Genomic DNA, 23,151 nt, shown 5'->3' on the forward strand with positions numbered 1-23,151 from the left:
GACGGACGCTCGTCACGACGGTCACGACCGAACCCACGGTCATCACGACGGTCACGGTTGAACGGACGGTCGTCACGACGGTCATCACGACGGAAACCGCCACCCGACGGACGCTCGTCACGACGGTCACGACCGAACCCACGGTCATCACGACGGTCACGGTTGAACGGACGGTCGTCACGACGGTCATCACGACGGAAGCCACCGCCCGACGGACGCTCGTCACGACGGTCGAAGGAACGGCCCTCGTAGGAACGGCCGCCCCGGTCGTCGCGGTCGTCACGGCGGTTGTCGAACGAACGGCCGCGCCGCTCGAAGTTGCCCCGCTCGTCACGGCGGTCGTCGCGGCGGTCCGACTGCGGCTCCGGCGCCGCGGCGGCGGCCACGGCGGCCTCCAGCTCGACTCCGGCGGCCTCGGTCACCTCGGCGACCGCGGCCTCGGGGTCCTCGCCCCGCTCGCGCGCGGCACGGGCCACCAGACGGTCGGCCTCGCCGCGCAGTTCGACCGCGCGGCGCTGGACGCGCTCAAGCTGCCGGGTGAGGTCGGCGACCTCGCGCTCGGCCTGCTTGGCCGCGTTGTTGGCGGAGTCGGCCTGAACCTCGGTCAGCGAACGCGCGCCCGTGATCTCGGCGACCTCGGGGTCGAACGCGCCCGCCCCGCCCACGATGTGACGCGAGGCGTCCACGCCCGCGTCCTCCATCAGCCGGAAGATCTGGCGGCGCTGGTGCGGCAGCGAGAGCGAGACGACCACGCCGGACTTCCCGGCGCGGGCGGTACGGCCCGAGCGGTGGAGGTAGTCCTTGTGGTCACCGGCCGGGTCCACGTTGAGGACCAGGTCGATGCCGTCGACGTGGATACCGCGCGCGGCGACGTCGGTGGCGACGAGCGCGTTGACGTAACCGTCCTTGAAGTCGGCCAGCGTCCGGGTGCGCGCGCCCTGTGTCATACCGCCGTGCAGCGCGTCTGCCTTCACGCCCGCCTCGCGCAGCTGCTCGGCGATGCGGTCCGCGCCCAGCTGGGTGCGGACGAAGATGATGGTGCGGCCCTTGCGGGCGGCGATCGCGGCCGTGACCGGGGCCTTGTCCTTGGGCTTCACGACGAGGACGTGGTGGGTCATGGTCGTGACATTGCCCTGGGCGCTGTCGACTTCGTGGCTGACCGGGTCGGTGAGATAGCGCTTGACCAGCGTGCTGATCTCGTTCTCCATCGTGGCGGAGAAGAGCATGCGCTGACCGCCGGACGGCACCTGGTCGAGCAGTTCCGTGACCTCGGGCAGGAAGCCCAGGTCGGACATCTGGTCGGCCTCGTCGAGGATCGCGATCTGGACCTGGTCAAGGGAGCACGCGCCGCGGTTGATGATGTCGCGCAGCCGGCCCGGAGTGGCGACGAGGATGTCGACGCCGCGCTCCAGGGCGTAGATCTGGTTGCCCATGGACGTACCGCCGCAGACGACCTTCATCTTCAGCCCGAGGACGTCGCCGTACGGCTGGAGGGCGTCCGCGACCTGCATCGCGAGCTCACGGGTCGGGGTGAGGATGACGCCGCGGGGCTTCTTCTTCTCGGTGTGGCCGCCGGAGAGGGTCGCCAGCAGCGGGAGGCCGAAGGAGAGGGTCTTGCCGGAGCCGGTACGACCGCGGCCGAGGATGTCCTTTCCGGCCAGGGCGTCCGGGATGGTCGCGGCCTGGATCGGGAAGGGGGTCGTCACACCGTTCTGCGCGAGCTTGCGCACGACGGGCTCGGGAAGGCCGAGGGTCGCGAAGGTGACGGCCGGCTCAGCGGTCTCGGCGGTCTCGGCGGCCTGGGCGATCTCAGCGGCCTCGTCGATCTCGGCGGCCTCGGGGGTCTCGGCAGTGACGGGGATCTCAGTGGCCTCGGCGGCCTGGGCGGCCTCGACGACACCGTCGTTCTCGGGCATGACGGGGTGCTCGGTACTGAAAGTGGACATGCGAAATGCGAAACCTTCCGGAGTCTCGGCACGCGCCCAAACTCCGTGATTTCGCAAATCGACCGCCTCTATGCGGTCAGCCACGGCTAGGGAGAGTACGCGCCACGCGGCGCTCTTCTGTTTCGGCGCCGGGCAATGGGATCAAACGATCTACCACCATACGCACCCTCCCCCACCCTAGGCAAACCGCCACGGAGTGACCCCCGTTACAGGGGTCCCGTACGCGGTGAGGCCATCGGCTCCCAGTCCACCTCGCGCACATCGGCGTACGCCAGTCGCATCGCGCCCGCGTGCACCTCGGGCTCGGATGACGCCGACGGCGGGTCGGTGGGTCCGGTCGTGGGCTCGGTGGGAGGGTCCGTGGGCGGCTCGGTGGGCGGCTCCTCCGGGGGAACCGTCGGCTCGGCGGGAGGGGTGGTCCCGCCTCCGGTGGGCGGGGGGCCGCCGGGCTGCTGCTGCGGCCGGTTCACGCCCTGGGTCGGCCGGACGGCGGGGTCCGCCGTGCCGCTCGGGCTGGGGGACGCGTCCGGGGCATCGCCCTTGCCGCCGGATTCGGCGGCGCCGGCCCGTCCGCCGCCGGCGTGGCGGCCACCGCGCCCGCTGTGCCCGCCGTCCTGCTCGGCCACCGCGCCACGCCGGTCGGCCGGCTTGCTGGGGGCCGGTTCGCCGCCCTTGCCGTCGCTCACGCTCATACAGCCCGCCGTGGCTGCGAGCGCGAGCGAGGCGGCGAGCGCGACAGCCAAACGGCCGGGGGCGGACAACTGGCGCACGGGGGCACCTCCGGAGAACAGGGCGGGGACGGGACAGGACGGGAACGGGACAGTGCGGGGACAGGCGCGGATTCCACAACCGCGCACGGGTTTCACGCACGGGTTTCACGACCGCGCGCACGGGTTTCATCACCCGGACGCGTGGTCTCGCACTGCCCAACTCCCTGTGACCCGCAGGGGACACGCCCAGAGCCCTGACGAGTACACGCCCCTCAATGTCCGAGCCCCCACCGCACGACCGGGCGATGCACGAGCGCCCACGGCACGAGCGCGCTCGGCGAGGCGCGCACGCGGCCCCGCCGTCAAGGAGCGGACCCGCGCTTCGGCGAGCGCGCTCGCGCCGACGGCCGCGTGGACGAGGTCTCTCCCTACCCCGACAGCGCCTGGGCCAACTCCGCCCCCAGGACCACCGCTCCGATGCCCACCAGCACGGAAGCGGCCACATTCGCCGCCGCCGTGCCGCGCCAGCCGCGCTCGGCCAGCCGGAGCGTCTCGTACGAGAAGGTCGAGTACGTGGTGAGCGTGCCGCACAGTCCCGTTCCCACCAGCGCGTACGCCTCCGACGACGCCCGCTCCGAGACCGAGACCGACGCCCCCGCGAGCAGGCCCAGCACGAGGCAGCCGGCCACATTGACCACGAAGGTGCCCCAGGGGAAGACCGAATCGTGACGCGCCTGGACCGCACGGTCCGTCAGGTACCGCAGCGGCGCGCCGACGGCCGCGCCCAGCGCCACGAGAAGCCAGCTCACCGCGCGGCCCTCCGGGTCAGTGCGGCGGCCAGCAGCACGGCGGCGAGGCAGCCGACGACGGTCGCGCCCGCGTACGCCGCCGCGACGGCGGTGTCCCCCCGTTCCAGCAGGTCGCGGAAGTCGAGTGCGTACGTCGAGAAGGTGGTGAATCCGCCGAGCACCCCGACTCCGATGAACGGCCGCACGAGCGGGTGCGCGCTGCGGCCTCCTTCACTGACGAGCACCATGAGCACGCCGATCAGGGCCGAGCCGCTGACGTTGATCACCAGGGTGGCCCAGGGGAAGCCGTCCACAGGCCAGGTCCGGGAGATCGCGTGCCGGGACAGCGCGCCGACGACTCCGCCCGCCGAGATCACCGCGAGGACGCGCCAGAGGCGGGGCCCGGACGTCTCCATCCGCTGGGACGGCACATGCAGATCGACATCCGGATCGATCGCTTCCGGATAGCCGGGGCCCGGAAGACCAGTCCCCGGAGGGCCGGGATCCGAAGAACCGGGATCCGAAGAACCGGGATCCGGAGGGCCGGGATCCGGAGGGCCGGGCTGCCAAAAACCAGGATCCGGGGTGCCAGGCCCGGGAGGACCGGCATCCGAAGAACCCGGCCCCGGACGGCCGGAACTCACCCGTATCCCAGCGCGTGCAGCCGCTCGTCGTCGATCCCGAAGTGGTGGGCGATCTCGTGCACGACGGTGATCTCGGTCTCCGCGACCACCTCCTCACGCGTGTGGCACATCCGCAGCGTCGGCCCCCGGTAGATCGTGATCCGGTCCGGCAGCACCCCGGCGTACCACTCGCCCCGGTCGGTGAGCGGGGTCCCTTCGTACAGCCCGAGCAGCTCGGGATCGTCGGCGGCCGGTTCGTCCTCGACGAACACCGCGACGTTGTCCATCAGCCGCGTCAGCTCCGGCGGGATCCTGTCCAGCGCCTCGGCGACCAGTTCCTCGAACTCCTCGCGCGTCATCTCCAGCACGTGGCCATTGTCACGTACGCCGTGAGAACGGTCGCCCGGCGGTCCGCCAACCGATCACGAACGCGCCCCGCGGCCGATCACCGCCACGGAGCGCCGGCCGCCGCCCGGCGCCCGCATCGCCCGCTCCCGGAACCGCATACCGACCCGCCCCGACGGGCATACGGGCCCAATGGCACGCTCAGCCCGTGAAGTCCTGAAATCGACGGCCGGAGCGCTGTCCCGGCTCCCGCTCCGGCCCCGAATCCGTCGCCGTATCCGTATCCGTCTCCGGCTCCCGCTCCCGCTCCCACTCCGCCGCCGGTTCCAGGGACCGGGCCGCCGACTCCGGCGCCACTACCGATCCCACCGCGCCGAACCCGTCAGCACCCTCGCGCACACCCCGCACCCCTGGGCCCGCGCTCTCGGCCTCACCGCCGTCGTGCTCCTGGGGGCGTGGCTCGGGCTGCTGATCGTGGGCAGCGTCCATACGCCCGTCGGGCCGATGAACACCACCATGACCCTGCGGCCGGACCTCACCGGCGGCACCAAGATCAATGTCTCTCCGCTGGGCGCGCTGGAACTCGAAACGCATACCGCGCCGCTCCGTCTGGACGTCGCCGTCGACCAGCTCGACCCGGCCCGGTCCACGGCCCTGGTCGAACACCCCGAACGGATATCCGGCCTCCAGGACGAGGTCGCCCGGGACGTCGCCGGCGGCACCACCGAACTGGCCGTACGCTCCTGCGCGGCCGTCGTCGGCGGAGCGACCGCCCTCGGTCTCGGCGTCTACCGCCGCCCTCGCCGGGCACTCGCGGCGGGCGGTCTCGCGCTGGCGCTGCTCGCCGCGTCCGCGGTCACCGCGTTCGCCACGTGGAACCCCAAGTCGGTGCTGGAGCCCAGGTTCTCGGGCCTGCTCTCCAGCGCGCCCTCGCTCGTCGGCGACGCCCGCTCCATCGTCACCGAATTCGACGTCTACCAGCAGGAATTGGCCAGGCTGGTCACCAATGTCACCAAGCTGTACAACGCGACGTCGAACCTCCCGACGTTCCAGCCGCACCCCGGCACCATGCGGGTCCTGCACGTCTCCGACATCCATCTCAACCCCGCCGCATGGCACATCATCGCCACACTGGTGGAGCAGTACGGCATCGACGTGATCATCGACTCCGGCGACACCATGGACCACGGAACCGCCGCCGAGAACACCTTCCTCGACGCGATCCCCGACCTCGGCGCGCCCTATGTGTGGGTGCGCGGCAACCATGACTCCCGCGCCACCCAGGCATATCTCTCCCGTCTCAAGAACACCCATGTCCTCGACGAGGGCAAGGCGGTCACCGTCGCCGGACTGCGCATCGCGGGCAGCGGCGACCCCCAGTTCACCCCCGACCGCTCGGTCGTCGCCCAGGGCGACCCGGCCGAACGCCTGATGGGCATCCGCCTCGCCTCCGCCCTCCGCGACCAGGCCCGCGCCGGCACCCCGGTGGACATCGCGGTCGCGCACAACCCGGTCGCCGCCCGCGAGACCGACGGCACGGTCCCCCTCGTCCTGGCCGGACACGTCCACCGCCGGGTGAACGAGGTGATGCCACACGGCACCCGGCTGAAGGTCGAGGGCTCCACGGGCGGCGGCGGACTGCGCGCCGTGCAGAACGACAAGCCGGAGAAGGTACGGGCGTCGGTGCTCTATCTGGACCGTACGACCCGGCGCCTCCAGGCGTGGGACGAGATCACGCTCGGCGGTCTGGGCCTGACGACGGCCGAGGTCAGCCGCCATCTCCCGGAGGAGAACCGGCCCGGCGCGACCCCGTCCCCCACCGGCTCAGAACCCTCGCCCGGCGCGTCGCCCCCGTCCCCCGCCCCGGTCCCGTGATCCCACCCCAACCCCTCCGGGGGAGCCGCCCCAACCCCTCCGGGGGAGCCGCAGGTAACCGTTTTGGCGATACCAGTTCCCATCCCATATGCTTCTCACGTCCCCGACGCGCTGCGAAGCGCACAGGCGGGCCCTTAGCCCTCATCGTCTAGTGGCCCAGGACGCCGCCCTTTCAAGGCGGTAGCACGGGTTCGAATCCCGTTGGGGGCACGCAACACATGTGCGAGACTAGTGCTCGCACATTGCTTGGTCCTGTGGAGCAGTTTGGAGTGCTCGCCACCCTGTCAAGGTGGAGGCCGCGGGTTCAAATCCCGTCAGGACCGCTGCGGTCGCGCGAATGACCGCATGGCTGGGTAGCTCAGTTGGTACGAGCGTCCGCCTGAAAAGCGGAAGGTCGCCGGTTCGACCCCGGCCCCAGCCACCGCAGCCCGACCAGGGCAGACACCCCCGCCAGGGATCATCGGCGGGGGTCTTTTTTTGCCGCCCCGACCGCAGAGGGCGACGGGGAAGACGGTCACTCGACCACCCCCGGAGCGTCGACGATCTCGACCTCCAGAAACTTCGCGCCGCCGCAGTCGAGACAGTAGAGCTGGAACCCGGTCGTGTCGTAGCCGGTGCCCGCGCAGGCGGGGCACTCCAGCCACTCCGTGGTTCCGAAGATCACGCGGCAGACGTTCTGGTCCTGGCAGCGCGGCTCGCCGCACACCGGGCAGATACGGGCCGAGCGGCGGACGATCCTCGGTGCTGAAGCCCCAGATTGCCGACCAGGATGGATCAGCGAAACAGGCATGATGGAGGCTCCCTTGGAGGAGAGGTGGGGCGGCGCATCTGCTTGGTGATGGGGTGCCGCCCTTCTTCAGGGAGCAATTACCTCCCTAGGGAGCTTGAAACCAAATCTCCCTAGGGATGCCAATCGGGCCTGCGCTTGTACGCGGGGCGGGGAAGTGATCGGGTATGCGTTTCGTGCGCCCGGAAGGGGTGGCAGGTAGGCTGACCACCCTAGGGAGCATCGAGGAGTGGAGAGACAATGCCCGAGACTGCGCGGCAGATCGCCGACGATCTCCGGGCTCGGATCGAGTCTGGTGAACTACAGCCGGGCGATCGGTTGCCCGGTGAACCCTCGTTGGTGAAGACGTACGGCGTCGCCAAGATGACTGCCAACCAGGCGCTGAAGATCCTCGTGGGCGAGGGCCTGGCGGCCGCTCGGCCCGGTTCCGGAACCTACGTGCGGGAGTTCAGGCCGATCCGCCGGGTGGCCAACGACCGCCTCTCCAAGTCCCGCCGAGACGCCGGACAGTCCATCTGGTCGGCTGACGTCGCGCAGCGCCCCCTGGTCACCGACGTACAGGTGTACGAGGCCGAGGCCCCGCACCAGATCGGTCGCCTGCTGAAGCTCGACCCGGGAGCGCCGGTCATCGTGCGCAGCCGGAAGTTCGTCGTCGAGGACCGTCCGGTACAGATCGCAACGTCGTACCTCCCGGCCGACCTGGTCCGAGACACAGCGATCACCCAGCCGAACACCGGCCCGGGAGGCAGCTACGCGCGCCTGGCCGAGCTGGGAGCGGAGCCAGTGCACTTCTCTGAGGAGCTGCGGGCGCGGATGCCCAGCGAGGAGGAGCGGTCGGCCCTGAACCTGGCCGCAGGCACGCCCGTCCTGGAGATCTGCCGCACTGCCTTCACTGAGGACGAGCGCCCTGTGGAGGTCAACCAGATGCTTCTGGACGCCGGTTCGTACGTCCTCGAATACCGCCTCAGCATCTGAGCTGTTACGGATTTGGGCGGGCGGTCCGCGGACGGGTGACCGTTACGCCGACGCGCGGGCGGTACGTCTTGGCCCGGGACCGGGGAATCGGCCGCCGAAGTCGACCACCGGCTGGTGCTGTTCCGGCCGGTGGCACGACACTGGCGGCGAGACCCCGGCCCCGGCCCCCGGACCGGATGACCGCGCCCCTCGGATTCAGTCGGATTCAGGCTTCCTCGGCCTGTCCCGCCCGCCCTTCCCGCCTCCGCCGTCCCCGTACGGCCAGGACCACGGCCACCGCCGCCACCACGCCCGCCAGGAGCGCCCAGTCGGGGACCGCGTCGGCGACTCCGCCCACCCACTGCTCGGCGGCGAAGGAGTCGTCCACGGAGAGCAGGCCCGGCAGGGCCGTCGTGCCGTCGAAGACCAGGAAGACCGTGCCGAGGACGATGAAGAAGAGACCGGAGAAGAGAGAGGTGGTGTGGAGGCGGAGCCGCCCCACGTTCAGGGACCGGCCGCGCAGCCAGGGGCGTTTGCCGAGGTCGAAGCGGTCCCACAGGAGCGCCAGCAGGAAGAGGGGGACCGCCATCCCCAGGGCGTAGACGGCCAGCAGCAGTCCGCCGTAGACCGGGCTGCCGCTCAGCGCCGAGACCGTCAGAACGCTGCCCAGGATCGGGCCCGCGCAGAATCCGGCGAGACCGTAGACCAGACCGAGGGCGTAGACGGGAGCCGCCGTCGTCGGGCGGATGCGTCCGGAGAGGGCCGCCATCCTGCGGGAGGCGAAGCCGAGGCCCAGGATCTGGGCCACGCCGAGGGCGATGATCAGCCAGCCGCCGACCGAGACGAGGAGATCGCGGTTGCCGTAGAAGAAACGGCTCGCGTACGACCCGGCGACCCCCAGCGGGACCAGCGTGGTCGCCAGTCCCGCGTAGAAGATCCCGGTACGGAGCAGGAGCCTGCCCGCCGAGTCGAGCGAGTACGCGAAGAACGCCGGGAGCAGCAGGGCGCTGCACGGGCTGATCAGGGCGAGCAGGCCGCCGAGGAAGGCGGCCAGATAGCCGATGTCGCCCATCACGAGTTCTCGGGCGTGCTCTTCGCGGCCCGCTGAGCCGCCTCGATCGCCTCCGTGAAGGTGTCCATGGGCTGTGCGCCCGCGATCGGGCGGCCGTTGATCAGGAAGGACGGCGTGGAGGCCGCGCCGAGCCCGTACGCCTCGTCCTGGTCCTTCTTGACGGACGCCTTGGCCTCGTCGCTGTCGAGGTCGCGCAGGAAACGGTCCGCGTCGGGGATGCCCGCCTGGACGGCGAGTTCCCGCAGACGGTCCTTGGAGAAGCCCTTCTCCTTCGCGCCCTCGGCGTACGCCGCCGCGTGGAACTCCCAGAACTTCCCCTGCTGCCCGGCCGCCCACGCCCCTCGGGCCGCGTTCTCCGAGGGCTCGCCGAAGATCGGGAAGTTGCGCCACTCGATGCGCAGGACGCCCTTGTCGACGTACTTCTCGATCAGCGTGGGCTCGGTGTCGCGGGCGAACTTTCCGCAGTAGCCGCACTGGAAGTCGGCGTACTCGACCATGACGACGGGCGCGTCCGCGCGGCCGATGGCGAGGGGGTCCTTGGCGTCGCGGCGGGCGAGTGTCTGCAGTTCGGGGTAGGTGCTGCCGCTGGGATCGGCGGAGTCGCCGGCGACCGGTCCGGAGCCGCCGCGCGTGGCGCGGTCGTCGGGCCGGGTGGCGGTGTACGAGGCGAGGCCGAGCAGCAGCGCGGCGACGGCGACGCCCGCGCCGATGATCAGGGGCTTACGGGAGGAGGAACGGGAACGGGAAGGGGAGGGCATGACGGTGGTACTCCTGAGCGTGGGTGGACTGAGCGGATACGTAACGCGGGGGCCGCTGGTCTACACGCGCAGGATCGACAGTTCCTCCGGGGAGGGCGGGGGCAGCGACGGCGGACGGCCCTCCGGCGGAAGGCCGGCGTCCGCCGGGGTCAGGGCCGGGTCGGTGCCGCAGTGGACGTCGTACGGAGCGGGCGGCGGCTCATGGGCGGCGGCGCGCGGCGGGGCGGACGGCTGTGTTCCGTGGTCGTCGGCCGTGCCGTTCCCGTCGCAGCCGGGTCTGCCGTCCTGGATTCCCGCCGGGGCCGTCAGCACGGTCCGGGCGTCGGGTCCGTACGCGTGCGAGGCCGAGGCAGGGCCCGATTCCAAGGCCGAGCCCGAAGCCGGAGCCAAGGCCGAGCCCGGACCCGAAGCCGAAGCCGGACCCAAGGCCACAACCGGTGACGCGACCGGGGCCGGCACCGCAGCGGCGGCGGGCTCCCGCGCCGGGCAGAGGAGCAGCAGCAGTGCGAAGACCGTCCCCAGCAGGGCGGTCACGGTCGCCGGAAGCCGGAACCGGCGGCGATCGCGGCCGAACGACGGCATGGACGCGCTGCCCCCTCCCCGAAGCCCCGGAATCCCTGAAGCGGCACGGCAGCCGCCCGCCACGGAATGATCTGCTCCATAGTGCACCAGTTCGCGGATGAAATGCGTTCGCCAGTGGTTTGGCGGGGGTGCGATCCTGGGGTCCGTATGTCTACTTCCTTCGCCGACCTTCAGACGCTGCTGGCCGGGGTGTCCTTGCGGGACGCCCACCGGCTGGGCCGCCGTCTCGAAGGCGCTCGCCGCATCCGTAAGCCCGAAGCGCGGCAGGCCGTGCTGGACGAGATCGCCGCCGAGGCCCGGAAGGCGGCGGACCGCACCGCCCGCCGGGCCGAGCGGTCGCCCGAGGTCACCTACCCGGAGCAGCTGCCGGTCAGCCAGAAGAAGGACGTGATCCTGGAGGCGATACGCGACCACCAGGTCGTGATCGTCGCGGGCGAGACCGGCTCCGGCAAGACGACCCAGATCCCCAAGATCTGTCTGGAGCTGGGCCGGGGCGTCCGGGGCATGATCGGCCATACGCAGCCGAGGCGTATCGCGGCCCGTACGGTCGCCGAGCGGGTGGCCGAGGAGCTGCGGACCCCGCTCGGCGAGGCCGTCGGCTGGAAGGTCCGCTTCACGGACCAGGTGAACCAGGACACCACGTTCGTGAAGCTGATGACGGACGGCATCCTGCTCGCCGAGATCCAGACGGACCGCGAGCTGCGCGCGTACGACACGATCATCATCGACGAGGCCCATGAGCGGTCTCTGAACATCGACTTCCTGCTCGGCTATCTCGCCCAGCTCCTGCCCAAGCGCCCCGACCTGAAGGTCGTGATCACCTCCGCGACCATCGACCCCGAGCGCTTCTCCCGGCACTTCGGCGACGCGCCGATCGTCGAGGTCAGCGGGCGTACGTACCCGGTCGAGGTCCGTTACCGCCCCCTCCTCGAAGAGGACGGCACAGAGGGTGCGGAAGGGGGCGAGAGCGATCGCGATCAGATCACCGCGATCTGCGACGCGGTCGACGAGCTCCAGGGCGAGGGCAAGGGCGACATCCTCGTCTTCCTCTCCGGTGAGCGCGAGATCCGCGACACGGCGGACGCGCTGAACAAGAAGCTGTCGTCCCGCGCCAAGGGCGCGCCCGGACAGAGCACGGAGGTGCTGCCGCTGTACGCGCGGCTCTCGCACGCCGAGCAGCACCGGGTCTTCCAGCCGCACGCCGGGCGCAGGATCGTTCTGGCGACGAACGTCGCCGAGACCTCGCTGACCGTGCCGGGCATCAAGTACGTCATCGATCCGGGCACCGCGCGGATCTCGCGCTACAGCCACCGCACCAAGGTGCAGCGGCTGCCGATCGAGGCGATCAGCCAGGCCAGCGCCAATCAGCGCAAGGGCCGCTGCGGCCGTACGTCGGACGGCATCTGCATCCGGCTGTACTCGGAGGACGACTTCGACTCCCGTCCCGAGTTCACGGACGCCGAGATCCTGCGGACGAATCTGGCGTCGGTCATCCTCCAGATGACGGCGGCGGGCCTCGGCGACATCGAGAAGTTCCCCTTCATCGATCCGCCGGACCACCGCAACATCCGCGACGGCGTGCATCTCCTCCAGGAGCTGGGGGCCTTCGACGCGGCCCAGAAGGATCCGGCCAAGAAGCTCACCCCGCTGGGGCGCAAGCTCGCCCAGCTCCCGGTCGACCCCCGGCTCGCGCGGATGGTCATCGAGGCCGAGAAGAACGGCTGCGTGCGCGAGGTCATGGTGATCACGGCGGCGCTCTCCATCCAGGACCCGCGCGAGCGGCCCGCGGAGAAGCAGACCCAGGCCGACCAGCAGCACGCCCGCTTCAAGGACGAGACCTCCGACTTCCTCGCCTTCCTCAACCTCTGGCGGTACGTCCGCGAACAGCAGAAGGAGCGCGGATCGTCGAGTTTCCGGCGGATGTGCAAACAGGAGTATCTGAACTTCCTCCGGATCCGCGAATGGCAGGACATCTACGCGCAGCTGCGCCAGGTCGCCAAGTCCATGGGCATCGGGGTGAACGAGGAGGACGGGCCGGAGGCGGGCGTCCATGTGTCGCTGCTGGCGGGACTGCTCTCGCACATCGGGCTCAAGGAGCCGAGCGGGAAGAACGAGTATCTGGGCGCGCGGGGCGCGAAGTTCGCCGTCTTCCCCGGTTCGGCGCTGTTCAAGAAGCCGCCGCGGCTGGTGATGTCCGCCGAGCTGGTGGAGACGTCCCGGCTCTGGGCGCGCGTCAACGCGAAGATCGAGCCCGAGTGGATCGAGCCGCTCGCCCAGCATCTGGTGAAGCGCACCTACAGCGAGCCGCACTGGGAGAAGGACCAGGCGGCGGTGATGGCGTACGAGAAGGTGACGCTGTACGGCGTCCCGATCGTCGCCCAGCGCAAGGTGAACTACGGGCGGATCGACCCCGAGACCTCGCGTGATCTTTTCATCCGCAACGCACTGGTCGAGGGCGACTGGCGTACGCACCACAAGTTCTTCGCCGACAACCGGAAGCTGCTGACCGAGGTCGAGGAGCTGGAGCACCGGGCCCGCCGGCGCGACATCCTGGTGGACGACGAGACCCTCTTCGACTTCTACGACCAGCGGGTGCCCGACCATGTCGTCTCGGGCGCGCACTTCGACTCCTGGTGGAAGGGCAGACGCCGGGAGGAGCCCGATCTCCTCGACTTCGAGCGCGAGATGCTCATCAACGAGAAGGCGGGCGCGGTCACCAAGGACGACTATCCGGACACCTGGCGACAGGGGCCGCTGAAGTTCCGGGTGACCTATCAATTCGAGCCAGGCGCGGACACGGGGTCCTCCGAGCGGAGCGAGGGCAGCGACGGGGTCACCGTCCATGTGCCGCTCCAGGTGCTGAACCAGGTCACGGACGAGGGTTTCGACTGGCAGATTCCGGGGCTGCGCGAAGAAGTCGTGGTGGAGCTGATCCGCTCCCTGCCGAAGCCGATCCGCCGGCACTACGTGCCGGCGCCGAACCATGCGAAGGCGTTTCTGGAGCGGGCCCATCCGCTCCAGGAGCCGCTGCCGGTGACGCTGGCGCGCGAGCTTCAGCGGATGGTCGGGGTCCCGGTGCGGGCGGAGGACTTCGATCTGTCGAAGATCCCCGACCATCTGAAGATCACTTTCCGTGTCGTCGACGAGCGCCGGCGCAAGCTCGCCGAGGACAAGGACCTTGAGGCGCTGAAGCTGCGGCTGCGCCCCAAGGCCCGTCAGGCCCTCTCACGGGCCGCGGCGGCGACCGCCGGGCCCTCGGGTGAGTCGATCGAGCGGACGGGCCTCACGGACTGGACGATCGGGTCTCTGAGGGAGGTCTTCGAGACGCGGCGGGCGGGGCAGCCGGTGAAGGCGTACCCGGCGCTGGTGGACGAGGGTCCGACCGTCTCCGTACGCCTCTTCGACACGCAGGCGGAGCAGCGGCAGGCGATGTGGCGGGGCACGCGGCGGCTGATCCTGCTCAACGTCCCGGTGAACGCGGCGAAGTTCGCCTCCGAACGGCTCGGCAACCAGCAGAAGCTCGCGCTCTCCAGCAATCCCCACGGGTCCGTCACGGCGCTCTTCGACGACTGCGCGACGGCGGCTGCGGACAAGCTGATCGCGGATTACGGCGGACCGGTGTGGGACGAGGAGTCGTACCGGAAGCTGTACGAGAAGGTCCGCGCGGACCTGGTGGACACGACGGTGCGCACGGTGGAGCAGGTTCAGCAGGTCCTGGCGGCCTGGCAGGCGTGTGAGCGCCGTCTGAGGGCCACGACCAGTCCGACCCTGGCCGCCAACGTCCAGGACGTCCGGACGCAGCTGGCGGCGCTGATGCCCGCGGGGTTCGTGACGGCGACGGGTCTGCGGCGGCTGCCGGATCTGATGCGGTATCTGGTGGCGGTGGACCGCCGGCTCCAGCAGATGCCGTCGGCCGTGCAGCGCGACACCACGCGCATGGAGAAGGTCCATGAGATGCAGGACGAGTACGCGTGGCTGCTGGAGCAGTTTCCGCAGGGGCGGCCGGTGCCGCAGAACGTGCTGGACATCCGCTGGATGATCGAGGAGTTGCGGGTGAGTTACTTCGCGCACGCGCTGGGCACGGCGTATCCCGTCTCCGACAAGCGCATCGTGAAGGCGGTGGACGCGGCGGCGCCGTGACGGGCGCGGGCTGTGGCCGCGGGTGCCGTTGCGCGTGCGGGTACGGGTGCCGTTGTGGGTGCCGGGGCGGGGTCGCGGTGGTTCGCGAAGCCCTGGCGGGCGCGGGCGGTGAATCTGTCGCCCCTAGCGGGTTCGACCCGTGGGCGACGCTGCTGTAGAGTCTCTTCTCGCAGCCCAGCGCACGATTCGGAGCTGCGAAACCTGGTCCTGTGGAGCAGTTTGGAGTGCTCGCCACCCTGTCAAGGTGGAGGCCGCGGGTTCAAATCCCGTCAGGACCGCGCGTGATCTTCGAAGGCCCGTACCTCTGTGAGGTGCGGGCCTTCGCCGTATGTGCGCGCCGACGGCCGCGGGGCGTGAAGTACGGAGGTCGGCGCGGTCGCCCGGTCCGAGCCCCCCGGACGCCGGGGCGCGGCTGTGGGTTGACGGGGGTCGGCGGGGCCGGTACCTCTCAATAGAGGGGCGGCACACACCGATGCGGAGGTGACGTGCATGGCGGCGTCCACAGCGAGGCGACATGAGACCAGGGCGCTGCTACGGGCCCATCTGGCGGCAGCGTCCGGCTATCGGCATCGCACCGGGCGCTGTCCCGTCTGCCGGCAGCTCCAACGGCTCGCCACGGAGGCCGAACCCGCCTCCGGCACGGAACACGGAAGCATGCCCGGTTCCGGGCTCGAATACGGACCCGGATCCGAGCCCGCGCCCGAAGCCGGGTCCGGAGCTGCTTCCGGAGCCGGATGCCCGGACAGTTCCGAGGACGGCTCCGAGGGCGGCTCCGAGGCCGCTTCCGGAGCCGGGTCCGAGGACGGATCCGAGGACGGATCCGAGGACGAAGGTCCCGACACCGAGTGACTTCGGGCCGGTCCCAACTCTCTTGGAAAGTGCCATGCTCGATGTTGGCAAGGGTTGCATGGTGTGATGGGTGTCACCGTATAGGTTTTCAGAACCCGGGTTCTTGGAGCCTTCCCACAGCGGACAAATTTAGTATGTGCAATTGCACTCCCCGGTGAACGTCTCCCCGCCCACCCACGACTCCCCCTCCGCACCCCCGTTCGCCCGCCTTTCGGGCCGCATATCGCTTACCGGGGAGTACGGCCGTAGCGCATGAAAAATCGCGCTGGACCCGGCGGAGTCCAGCGCGATCGATGACCCAGGGTCTGTTGGGGCAGACGCCTGTCATATGGAGCTATGGGTGGGCTTCACCGGGATAGGGGTCCCGGCACCGCCCGTTCGGCGAGGTTCGCACCTCACCGTGCGAGGCTTATGCCTCGCTGCGCTGCTGCGGAATGCCTGCCAGCAGTGCGCGTACCTCTGCCTCGCGGTACCGGCGATGCCCTCCGAGCGTACGGATGGACGTGAGCTTGCCTGCCTTCGCCCAGCGGGTGACCGTCTTCGGATCCACGCGGAACATCGTGGCAACCTCAGCCGGGGTCAGCAGCGGCTCGGCATCAGGGGTGCGAGCGGTCATGAGCGGCCTCCTCGGGAGAACCGAACCTTCTCGGTTCTTTCCTCTAAATTCTGCACCTTGACCCGCGTTGCCCGAAATGGCGGACGCGGGTCGAGTCGGTTATAGGACGAACGGCTTGTCCTCGGCACTACAACTACACCATCTGTCCAGCCACGTCGGCCAAACCGACGGAATTGCCCTCTCAGGCATCCAACAGCGGCGGAACGCCGATGGACCATGCCATAGCGGACAGTCACGTCACAGTAACGATCAGTCACAGAGCGATCAGGAGTCACCAGACCCCCCATAGAGCGCAATGCCAAGCATTCCGCCCGTACTTGGGCGGAAGGAACCCTCCCCGGACTCCTTGTCCTATTTTGACACGAGGGTAGGCGATAGGCGCAAGGGCCCCGTTAGTGCAGTCCGTCACGCTTGAGACAAAAGCCCGGATCGGGACCTAGGGCCCGAGACGAAAAGACCCCAGCCATCCACAGAATCGCTCAATTTGCGAACCGAAGGTCCCTCACCACCTGCCAGCGCCGCACCAGGCGTGCGTACGCCTCACTCGCGCCCTCGCCGTCACCGGCCCGCAACGCCTCGATCCCCGCGGCCACATCGGCGGCCGAGTGATCGTCGGCGAGCAGCGTTCCCGGCAGCGCGTGCACCAGCCCGCCGTAGTCCAGCTCGACCAGAGAGCGCGGATGGAACTCCTCCAGCCACTTCCCCACGTCCACGAGCCCCTCGGCGAGCGGCCCCCCGTCCGCCGACTCCCGCAGCGCCCTCAGCGTCCGCGCGACGCGCCGCCGGGCCTGCACCATGGGCGTGCGGTACCGCAGCACCGGAGCGCCCGGCCCGGCCGGCCCGTACTCGCGCTCCTCGTCCGAGAAGAGCACGAACCACCGCACCGGCACCTGCCACACCGAGGTCCTGATCCACGGCCGGGCGTCCGGATTGCGCTCCCGCCACCGCTCCCAGTCCGCCGCGGCCTGCCCGCGCACCACGGGCGGCAGCACCGCGTCCAGCAGCGGCGCGGGCAGCCGCGCCGACAGTTCCTCCAGCGCCAGCCAGCCCCGCAGCCGGGTCCGCCAGGGGCAGACGCACACCTCCCCGTCCACCTCGGCGACGAACGCGTCCCCGCTCTCGTGCACCGGTACGGCGATGGGCGGGGTGGGCAGCAAGTCGGCCAGGGAACGCCGTAGTTCGTCCTGTGCCGTCACCGTCTCCCGCCGGGCCGCGTAACGGACCCAGTGGCCCCGCTCGGGCTCCGGAAAGGCCGCCAGGGGCTCGTACACCCGCAGATAGGAGGCGTAAGGCACGATCACCGAGGACACCGCTGGCATACGGCGAATCCTTCCACGTCGGCGCCCCGCGGTACTCCTTCGAGGGGTGATCCTCGGCACTGCGGCGGATCTACGCCCCCGTAGGACTTACGCTCGTCCCCAACTGGGGCTTCCCCCACCCCGGGAAGCCCATCCGCCGCTTCGTACTTGGGAGTCACTACCGTGACCGATGTGACCGGCGTTCCTGTACCCGGCAACCCCGCCGACCCCGGCGATGTGCTGCACACCCTGTTCCGCTCCGACCAGGGCGGCCATGAGCAGGTCGTGCTCTGCCAGGACCGCGCAACCGGCCTGAAGGCCGTCATCGCCATCCACTCCACCGCCCTGGGCCCGGCCCTCGGCGGCACCCGCTTCTACCCGTACGCCACCGAGGCGGAGGCCGTCGCCGACGCGCTGAACCTCTCCCGCGGGATGTCGTACAAGAACGCCATGGCCGGACTCGATCACGGCGGCGGCAAAGCCGTGATCATCGGCGACCCGGACACGCTCAAGAGCGAGGAGCTGCTGCTGGCCTACGGCCGGTTCGTGGACTCCCTCGGCGGACGCTATGTGACCGCCTGTGACGTCGGCACCTATGTCGCCGACATGGACGTGGTCGCCCGCGCGACCCGCTGGGCCACCGGCCGCTCCCCCGAGAACGGCGGCGCCGGCGACTCCTCCGTCCTCACCGCGTACGGCGTCTTCCAGGGGATGCGCGCCACCGCCGAGCACCTGTGGGACGCCCCCACGCTCAGCGGTCGCAAGGTCGGCGTCGCCGGCGTCGGCAAGGTCGGACATCACCTGGTGGACCATCTCGTCGAGGACGGCGCGGAGGTCGTGATCACCGATGTGCGCGAGGAGTCCGTACGGCGAATTCTGGCCAGACACTCCGGACGGGGAACGGTGACGGCGGTCGCGGACACCGAGGCCCTGATCCGGGTCCCGGACCTGGACGTGTACGCCCCCTGCGCGCTCGGCGGCGCCCTCGACGACGCCTCCGTCCCCGTGCTCACCGCCAAGGCGGTCTGCGGCGCGGCCAACAACCAGCTCGCGCACCCCGGCGTCGAGAAGGACCTCGCCGACCGGGGCATCCTCTACGCGCCGGACTACGTGGTGAACGCCGGCGGCGTGATCCAGGTCGCCGACGAACTGCGCGGCTTCGACTTCGACCGGTGCAAGGCGAAGGCGGCGAAGATCTACGACACCACGCTGGCAATATTCGCACGTGCGAAGGAAGACGGCGTTCCGCCGGCCGCGGCGGCCGACCGGATCGCCGAGCAGCGCATGGCGGAGGCCCGCCGGAGCTGACCCTTGACGGGCACATGACCCGCCGTTCCGGGAGACAAGACTCACCCCGGTCGGCGGGTCGAGTGCCGAGAAGAGGTTAATATCGCAGTTGACCAGCGAGGACAGGGCTCCTCGCGGGTTCTGTGAAGTGGCACCTCATGCGGGCGGCGTACCGCATGGCCGCGGAAGCAGGTACCGTTGAAGCCCTACGGTCCGGTCTCTCCACGGAGAGTCCGTACCGAATCATGAACGCGTGTCAAGACTCTGGGGCCGTCGAGCCCCGTCACCGAGGGGGTCGAGCCATGGGGCGCGGCCGGGCCAAGGCCAAGCAGACAAAGGTCGCCCGCCAGCTGAAGTACAACAGCGGCGGCGGGACTGACCTGTCGCGTCTGGCCAGCGAGCTGGGCGCATCGACTTCGAGCCAGCCTCCGAATCCGGAGCCGTTCGAGGACGACGACGAGGAAGACGACCCGTACGCGCGGTACGCCGAGCTGTACAACGACGACGAGGACGATGAGGACGACAGCCCGTCGTCGCAGCGTCGCGGCGCTTGACGTCGTACTGACCACCGACCCGGTCCCGGGGCCCCCGCCCCGGACCGGGTTCTGCGCTGTCCGGCGGCTGCCCGCGCGGTCGCGGCACCACCGCGCACAGGACGCGCGGCCGTAACGCCACTCCGTACAGCAGCACGCGCGGCCGTAGCGCCACCGCGTGCGGAACGCGCGGCCGTGCCGGGCGTCGCGTCAGGCATGGTGTGCCGCATCGCCCGAAGGTCAGGCCGCGTAGTCGCCGACGAGTTCCGCGCCCGTGGCGCCGTCGCCGCGGGCGGTGATCTCACCGGCGACCCAGGCGTCCACACCGCGGTCGGCGAGCACGGTCAGCGCGACGTCGGCCGACTCCTGGGGGACGACGGCGATCATGCCCACGCCCATGTTCAGGGTCTTCTCCAGTTCGAGGCGCTCGACCTGTCCGGCCTTGCCGACCAGGTCGAAGACCGGTCCCGGGGTCCAGGTCGAGCGGTCGACGACCGCGTGCAGCCCGTCCGGGACGACCCGCGCCAGGTTGTTGGCGAGACCGCCGCCGGTGATGTGGCTGAAGGCGTGCACCTCCGCGGCCCTGGTGAGCGCCAGACAGTCCAGCGAGTAGATCTTGGTGGGTTCGAGCAGTTCCTCACCGAGGGTGCGCCCCAGCTCGTCGACCCGCCGCTCCAGCGCCATCCCCGCCCGGTCGAGCAGCACATGGCGGACCAGCGAGTACCCGTTGGAGTGAAGGCCGGAGGAGGCCATGGCGATGACCGTGTCACCCGTGCGGATACGATCCGGGCCGAGCAGCCGGTCGGCCTCCACCACGCCCGTGCCGGCGCCGGCGACGTCGAAGTCGTCCTCGCCCAGCAGTCCGGGGTGCTCGGCGGTCTCGCCGCCGACGAGGGCGCAGCCGGCCAGCACACAGCCTTCGGCGATGCCCTTGACGATGGCGGCGACCCGCTCGGGGTGGACCTTGCCGACGCAGATGTAGTCGGTCATGAACAGCGGCTCCGCGCCGCAGACGACGATGTCGTCGACGACCATGCCGACGAGGTCGTGGCCGATCGTGTCGTACACGCCGAGTCTGCGGGCGAGGTCGACCTTGGTGCCGACGCCGTCCGTGGCGGAGGCCAGCAGAGGGCGTTCGAAGCGCTTGAGGGCGGAGGCGTCGAAGAGTCCGGCGAAGCCGCCGAGGCCGCCGAGCACCTCGGGGCGGCGGGTCTTCCTCACCCACTCCTTCATCAGCTCGACGGCGCGGTCACCCGCCTCGATGTCGACGCCCGCGGCGGCGTAGCTCGCGCCGGTGGCCGCGTGCGGGGCACGCTCAGAAGACTCAGCTGTCATGACTAAGGGAGAGCTTTCGTGTCGTTAGGGGCGACGGAGCGCGTCGGCGGCGTCGGTGCCGCCCGCCAGCTCGGTCTCGAGGAGCTGCTTGCCGAGCAGCTCGGGGTCGGGAAGGTCCATCGGGTACTCGCCGTCGAAGCAGGCGCGGCAGAGATTCGGCTTGGCGATGGTGGTCGCCTCGATCATGCCGTCGATGGAGATGTACGCGAGCGAGTCGGCGCCCAGGGAGGTCCCGATCTCCTCGATCGACATCCCGTTGGCGATCAGCTCTGCGCGGGTGGCGAAGTCGATGCCGAAGAAGCAGGGCCACTTCACGGGCGGGGAGGAGATCCGGATGTGGATCTCGGCCGCTCCTGCTTCGCGGAGCATCTTGACGAGGGCGCGCTGGGTGTTGCCGCGGACGATCGAGTCGTCGACGACGACCAGCCGCTTGCCCCGGATGACTTCCTTGAGGGGGTTCAGCTTGAGGCGGATGCCCAGCTGGCGGATGGTCTGGGAGGGCTGGATGAAGGTCCGGCCGACGTAGGCGTTCTTGACCAGTCCGGAGCCGTAGGGGATGCCGCTCGCCTCGGCGTAACCGATGGCCGCGGGGGTGCCGGACTCCGGGGTCGCTATCACCAGGTCGGCTTCGACGGGAGCTTCTTTGGCCAATTTCCGGCCCATCTCCACTCGGGAGAGATAGACGTTCCGGCCGGCGATATCGGTGTCGGGGCGCGCCAGGTAGACGTACTCGAACACACAGCCCTTGGGCTTCGCTTCTGCGAATCGAGAGGTGCGGACGCCGTTCTCGTCGATGGCGATCAGTTCGCCCGGCTCGATCTCGCGGACGAAGCTCGCACCGCAGATGTCGAGGGCGGCGGACTCGCTGGCGACGACCCAGCCCCGCTCGAGACGGCCGAGGACGAGCGGGCGGATGCCCTGCGGGTCACGGGCCGCGTACAGGGTGCCCTCGTCCATGAAGACCAGGGAGAACGCGCCTTTGACCTCGGGAAGCACGATGGGCGCCGCGTCCTCCACGGTCAGCGGCTTGCCGTCGTCGTCGACCTGGCCCGCGAGGAGCGCGGTGACGAGGTCGGTGTCGTTGGTGGCGGCAACCCGGGTGGTGCGGCCGTCCTGGCGGGGCAGCTCGGCGACCATCTCGGCGAGCCGGGCCGTGTTGACCAGGTTGCCGTTGTGGCCGAGCGCGATGGAGCCGTGGGCGGTGGCGCGGAACGTCGGCTGCGCGTTCTCCCAGACGGAGGCCCCGGTCGTCGAGTAGCGGGCATGCCCCACGGCGATATGCCCCTTGAGGGAGCCTAGGGATGTCTCGTCGAAGACCTGCGAGACCAGGCCCATGTCCTTGAAGACGAGGATCTGGGAGCCGTTGCTCACCGCGATACCCGCGGACTCCTGGCCTCGATGCTGGAGGGCGTAGAGCCCGAAGTAAGTGAGCTTGGCGACCTCTTCTCCGGGAGCCCAGACACCGAAGACGCCACATGCGTCCTGGGGGCCTTTCTCACCGGGGAGTAGATCGTGATTGAGTCGACCGTCACCACGTGGCACGGCACCGAGTGTAGGCGAGATCGACCACTGGTCCGAATTGGGGAGTGGGGGAATCCGTATTCGACACTCTGGGTGACGGGTCGGTCACTTCTCCGCGATGGCGCCGACGCGGGCGTCGCCGGGGCCCGCGAGGGTCAGTCCGCGGTGCTGGACGACATAGGTGACCTCACGGTCGAGAACCTTGAGCATATGGGCCTCCACCTGGCCTTTCCCTCCGCCGCAGAACATCTTCGTACTGGCGATCCGGCCGAGGAGGATCTTCGGTCCGGAGACCTTGGCGGTGGCGGTGAAGGTGTTGCAGCCCAGGTTTCCGCGTACGGAGCCGTCCTTGCCGAAGACCAGATACGCGACGTTCTCCGCACCGGCCGGCACGGACGCCGACTGATCCCCTCTGATCAGGGAATTCACCGTCCATTTGGTGCCGAGGAGCGGGGCCGCGGGCTGGACGGCGAGGGTGATCGTGTCGCCGTCCGTCGGGTCGGTGAGAGTGAGTTTCTTCTCATCGCCGGAGAGCTGGGCCTTGAGCCTGCCGGTGAGGGTGGCCTTCATGGAGTTCTCGAAGCTCTGGACGGCTTCGGGGCAGCCCATTTCGGTGGTTTCGTCGGCTTTCACTACGAGGACGTCTCCGTCGAGTTCGGCGTCCGCGCCGAAGCGGTTGCAGCCGTAGTTGCCCTGGATCCGGCCCTCGGCGGCGAAGTGGAGCATCGCGCCGGCCGGTGCCTCGGTCCGCTTTCCGCCGACCGTCATACCGGTGACGGTCCACTGGTCGTCGGTGATGGGCAGATCGGCGGGTGTTTCGCGGCCGCTTCCCGCTTCGGACACCGTCTGCGAGCCGCAGGCGGCGAGCGTGAGAAGGGCGAGCACCGTGACGGGAACGCTCAGGTGAGTGCGCATGCCCCTGGGACGGGGACGGCCCGGCTCCGGTTCCAGCCGGTTCCGGGCGGGTGGGTCGGGGGCGGTTGCTCCCGGTGGGTCGGTGGTTCCGTGGGTGCTGTGCGGGGGCCGGTCTTGTACGGGGACCGGCGCTGCGGGCCGTGCGGCTCGGGCCGTGCGGCTCGGGCCGGTCGGGTGGCCGGTCGGGTGCGAGGCCGGTTCGGTGGGCCGGTGGGCC

Annotated in this window: 20 protein-coding genes and 4 tRNA genes; 10 read left to right on the top strand and 14 right to left on the bottom strand. The window is 70.1% G+C overall.

Annotated features, from left to right (window positions below):
* The 5 genes from ACWEFL_RS25160 to ACWEFL_RS25180 all read right to left on the bottom strand — a co-directional run.
* Positions 1–1,946 (bottom strand): DEAD/DEAH box helicase (locus ACWEFL_RS25160; protein ID WP_451716612.1); only part of this gene is annotated, 1,946 nt, incomplete at its 3' end.
* A 206-nt stretch (positions 1,947–2,152) separates the two neighbouring features.
* Entirely contained in the window at positions 2,153–2,716 is a 564-nt protein-coding gene (locus ACWEFL_RS25165; RefSeq protein WP_451716614.1) for a hypothetical protein, read from the bottom strand.
* 368 nt (positions 2,717–3,084) lie between these two features.
* Positions 3,085–3,465, bottom strand: a complete 381-nt coding sequence (gene crcB / locus ACWEFL_RS25170) for a fluoride efflux transporter CrcB (protein ID WP_451716616.1) — start codon at positions 3,463–3,465, stop codon at positions 3,085–3,087.
* Positions 3,462–3,875, bottom strand: coding sequence for a fluoride efflux transporter FluC (locus ACWEFL_RS25175; RefSeq protein ID WP_451716617.1), 414 nt, complete (start codon positions 3,873–3,875; stop codon positions 3,462–3,464). The genes crcB and ACWEFL_RS25175 overlap by 4 nt, the downstream gene beginning before the upstream one ends.
* Positions 3,876–4,084: 209 nt before the next feature.
* On the bottom strand, positions 4,085–4,435 hold the full coding sequence (locus ACWEFL_RS25180; protein WP_451716619.1) for a metallopeptidase family protein: 351 nt from the start codon (positions 4,433–4,435) through the stop codon (positions 4,085–4,087).
* Positions 4,436–4,604: 169 nt separating this feature from the next.
* On the opposite strand from ACWEFL_RS25180, the gene ACWEFL_RS25185 reads away from it, so the two are divergent.
* The 4 genes from ACWEFL_RS25185 to ACWEFL_RS25200 all read left to right on the top strand — a co-directional run bounded on the left by ACWEFL_RS25185 (position 4,605) and on the right by ACWEFL_RS25200 (position 6,708).
* Entirely contained in the window at positions 4,605–6,287 is a 1,683-nt protein-coding gene (locus ACWEFL_RS25185; protein WP_451716620.1) for a metallophosphoesterase family protein, read from the top strand.
* Between the two features lie 137 nt (positions 6,288–6,424).
* Positions 6,425–6,497 (top strand) — tRNA-Glu (locus ACWEFL_RS25190).
* 38 nt (positions 6,498–6,535) lie between these two features.
* A tRNA-Asp gene (locus tag ACWEFL_RS25195) sits at positions 6,536–6,610 on the top strand.
* Between the two features lie 24 nt (positions 6,611–6,634).
* Positions 6,635–6,708, top strand: a tRNA-Phe gene (locus tag ACWEFL_RS25200).
* Positions 6,709–6,801: 93 nt separating this feature from the next.
* On the opposite strand, the gene ACWEFL_RS25205 is transcribed toward ACWEFL_RS25200, so the two are convergent.
* Positions 6,802–7,077, bottom strand: coding sequence for a hypothetical protein (locus tag ACWEFL_RS25205; protein WP_451716622.1), 276 nt, complete (start codon positions 7,075–7,077; stop codon positions 6,802–6,804).
* Positions 7,078–7,314: 237 nt separating this feature from the next.
* On the opposite strand from ACWEFL_RS25205, the gene ACWEFL_RS25210 reads away from it, so the two are divergent.
* Entirely contained in the window at positions 7,315–8,049 is a 735-nt protein-coding gene (locus ACWEFL_RS25210) for a GntR family transcriptional regulator (RefSeq protein WP_451716624.1), read from the top strand.
* 205 nt (positions 8,050–8,254) lie between these two features.
* Here ACWEFL_RS25210 and ACWEFL_RS25215 read toward each other — a convergent pair whose 3' ends face one another.
* The 3 genes from ACWEFL_RS25215 to ACWEFL_RS25225 are packed head-to-tail and all read right to left on the bottom strand — an operon-like array spanning position 8,255 to position 10,440.
* Positions 8,255–9,100, bottom strand: a complete 846-nt coding sequence (locus ACWEFL_RS25215) for a cytochrome c biogenesis CcdA family protein (RefSeq protein WP_451716626.1) — start codon at positions 9,098–9,100, stop codon at positions 8,255–8,257.
* Entirely contained in the window at positions 9,100–9,858 is a 759-nt protein-coding gene (locus tag ACWEFL_RS25220; protein WP_451716628.1) for a DsbA family protein, read from the bottom strand. The genes ACWEFL_RS25215 and ACWEFL_RS25220 overlap by 1 nt, the downstream gene beginning before the upstream one ends.
* A gap of 60 nt (positions 9,859–9,918) precedes the next feature.
* Positions 9,919–10,440 carry a hypothetical protein gene (locus ACWEFL_RS25225; protein ID WP_451716630.1) on the bottom strand — a complete coding sequence of 174 codons (522 nt, stop codon included), beginning with the start codon at positions 10,438–10,440 and terminating at the stop codon, positions 9,919–9,921.
* Between the two features lie 147 nt (positions 10,441–10,587).
* Between ACWEFL_RS25225 and hrpA the strand changes: the two genes are divergently transcribed.
* The 3 genes from hrpA to ACWEFL_RS25240 all read left to right on the top strand — a co-directional run bounded on the left by hrpA (position 10,588) and on the right by ACWEFL_RS25240 (position 15,429).
* Entirely contained in the window at positions 10,588–14,580 is a 3,993-nt protein-coding gene (hrpA, locus tag ACWEFL_RS25230) for an ATP-dependent RNA helicase HrpA (RefSeq protein ID WP_451716631.1), read from the top strand.
* Between the two features lie 203 nt (positions 14,581–14,783).
* Positions 14,784–14,858: transfer RNA gene (locus ACWEFL_RS25235), tRNA-Asp, on the top strand.
* Positions 14,859–15,069: 211 nt separating this feature from the next.
* Positions 15,070–15,429 carry a DUF6274 family protein gene (locus ACWEFL_RS25240; RefSeq protein ID WP_451716633.1) on the top strand — a complete coding sequence of 120 codons (360 nt, stop codon included), beginning with the start codon at positions 15,070–15,072 and terminating at the stop codon, positions 15,427–15,429.
* A gap of 409 nt (positions 15,430–15,838) precedes the next feature.
* Here the strand turns inward: ACWEFL_RS25240 and bldC are convergent, their stop codons facing one another.
* Both bldC and ACWEFL_RS25250 read right to left on the bottom strand, forming a co-directional pair.
* Entirely contained in the window at positions 15,839–16,045 is a 207-nt protein-coding gene (bldC, locus tag ACWEFL_RS25245; RefSeq protein WP_003949541.1) for a developmental transcriptional regulator BldC, read from the bottom strand.
* A gap of 479 nt (positions 16,046–16,524) precedes the next feature.
* On the bottom strand, positions 16,525–17,364 hold the full coding sequence (locus ACWEFL_RS25250) for a hypothetical protein (protein WP_451716634.1): 840 nt from the start codon (positions 17,362–17,364) through the stop codon (positions 16,525–16,527).
* Positions 17,365–17,526: 162 nt separating this feature from the next.
* Between ACWEFL_RS25250 and ACWEFL_RS25255 the strand changes: the two genes are divergently transcribed.
* The gene (locus ACWEFL_RS25255; protein WP_451716636.1) at positions 17,527–18,651 is read left to right on the top strand and encodes a Leu/Phe/Val dehydrogenase; all 1,125 of its coding nucleotides are present in this window, start codon (positions 17,527–17,529) and stop codon (positions 18,649–18,651) included.
* A 281-nt stretch (positions 18,652–18,932) separates the two neighbouring features.
* Complete coding sequence (locus ACWEFL_RS25260) at positions 18,933–19,184, top strand: DUF3073 domain-containing protein (RefSeq protein WP_451716638.1); 252 nt, start codon at positions 18,933–18,935, stop codon at positions 19,182–19,184.
* 219 nt (positions 19,185–19,403) lie between these two features.
* On the opposite strand, the gene purM is transcribed toward ACWEFL_RS25260, so the two are convergent.
* The 3 genes from purM to ACWEFL_RS25275 form a co-directional block, all read right to left on the bottom strand.
* The gene (purM, locus tag ACWEFL_RS25265) at positions 19,404–20,498 is read right to left on the bottom strand and encodes a phosphoribosylformylglycinamidine cyclo-ligase (RefSeq protein WP_451716640.1); all 1,095 of its coding nucleotides are present in this window, start codon (positions 20,496–20,498) and stop codon (positions 19,404–19,406) included.
* Positions 20,499–20,522: 24 nt separating this feature from the next.
* Positions 20,523–22,040: an amidophosphoribosyltransferase gene (purF, locus tag ACWEFL_RS25270; protein WP_451716641.1), complete on the bottom strand. Its 1,518-nt coding sequence runs from the start codon at positions 22,038–22,040 to the stop codon at positions 20,523–20,525.
* A gap of 84 nt (positions 22,041–22,124) precedes the next feature.
* A complete protein-coding gene (locus ACWEFL_RS25275) occupies positions 22,125–22,934 on the bottom strand; it encodes an META domain-containing protein (protein ID WP_451716643.1) in 810 nt (269 codons plus the stop codon).
* Positions 22,935–23,151: the final 217 nt, after the last annotated feature.

Source organism: Streptomyces sp. NPDC004838, assembly GCF_053600955.1.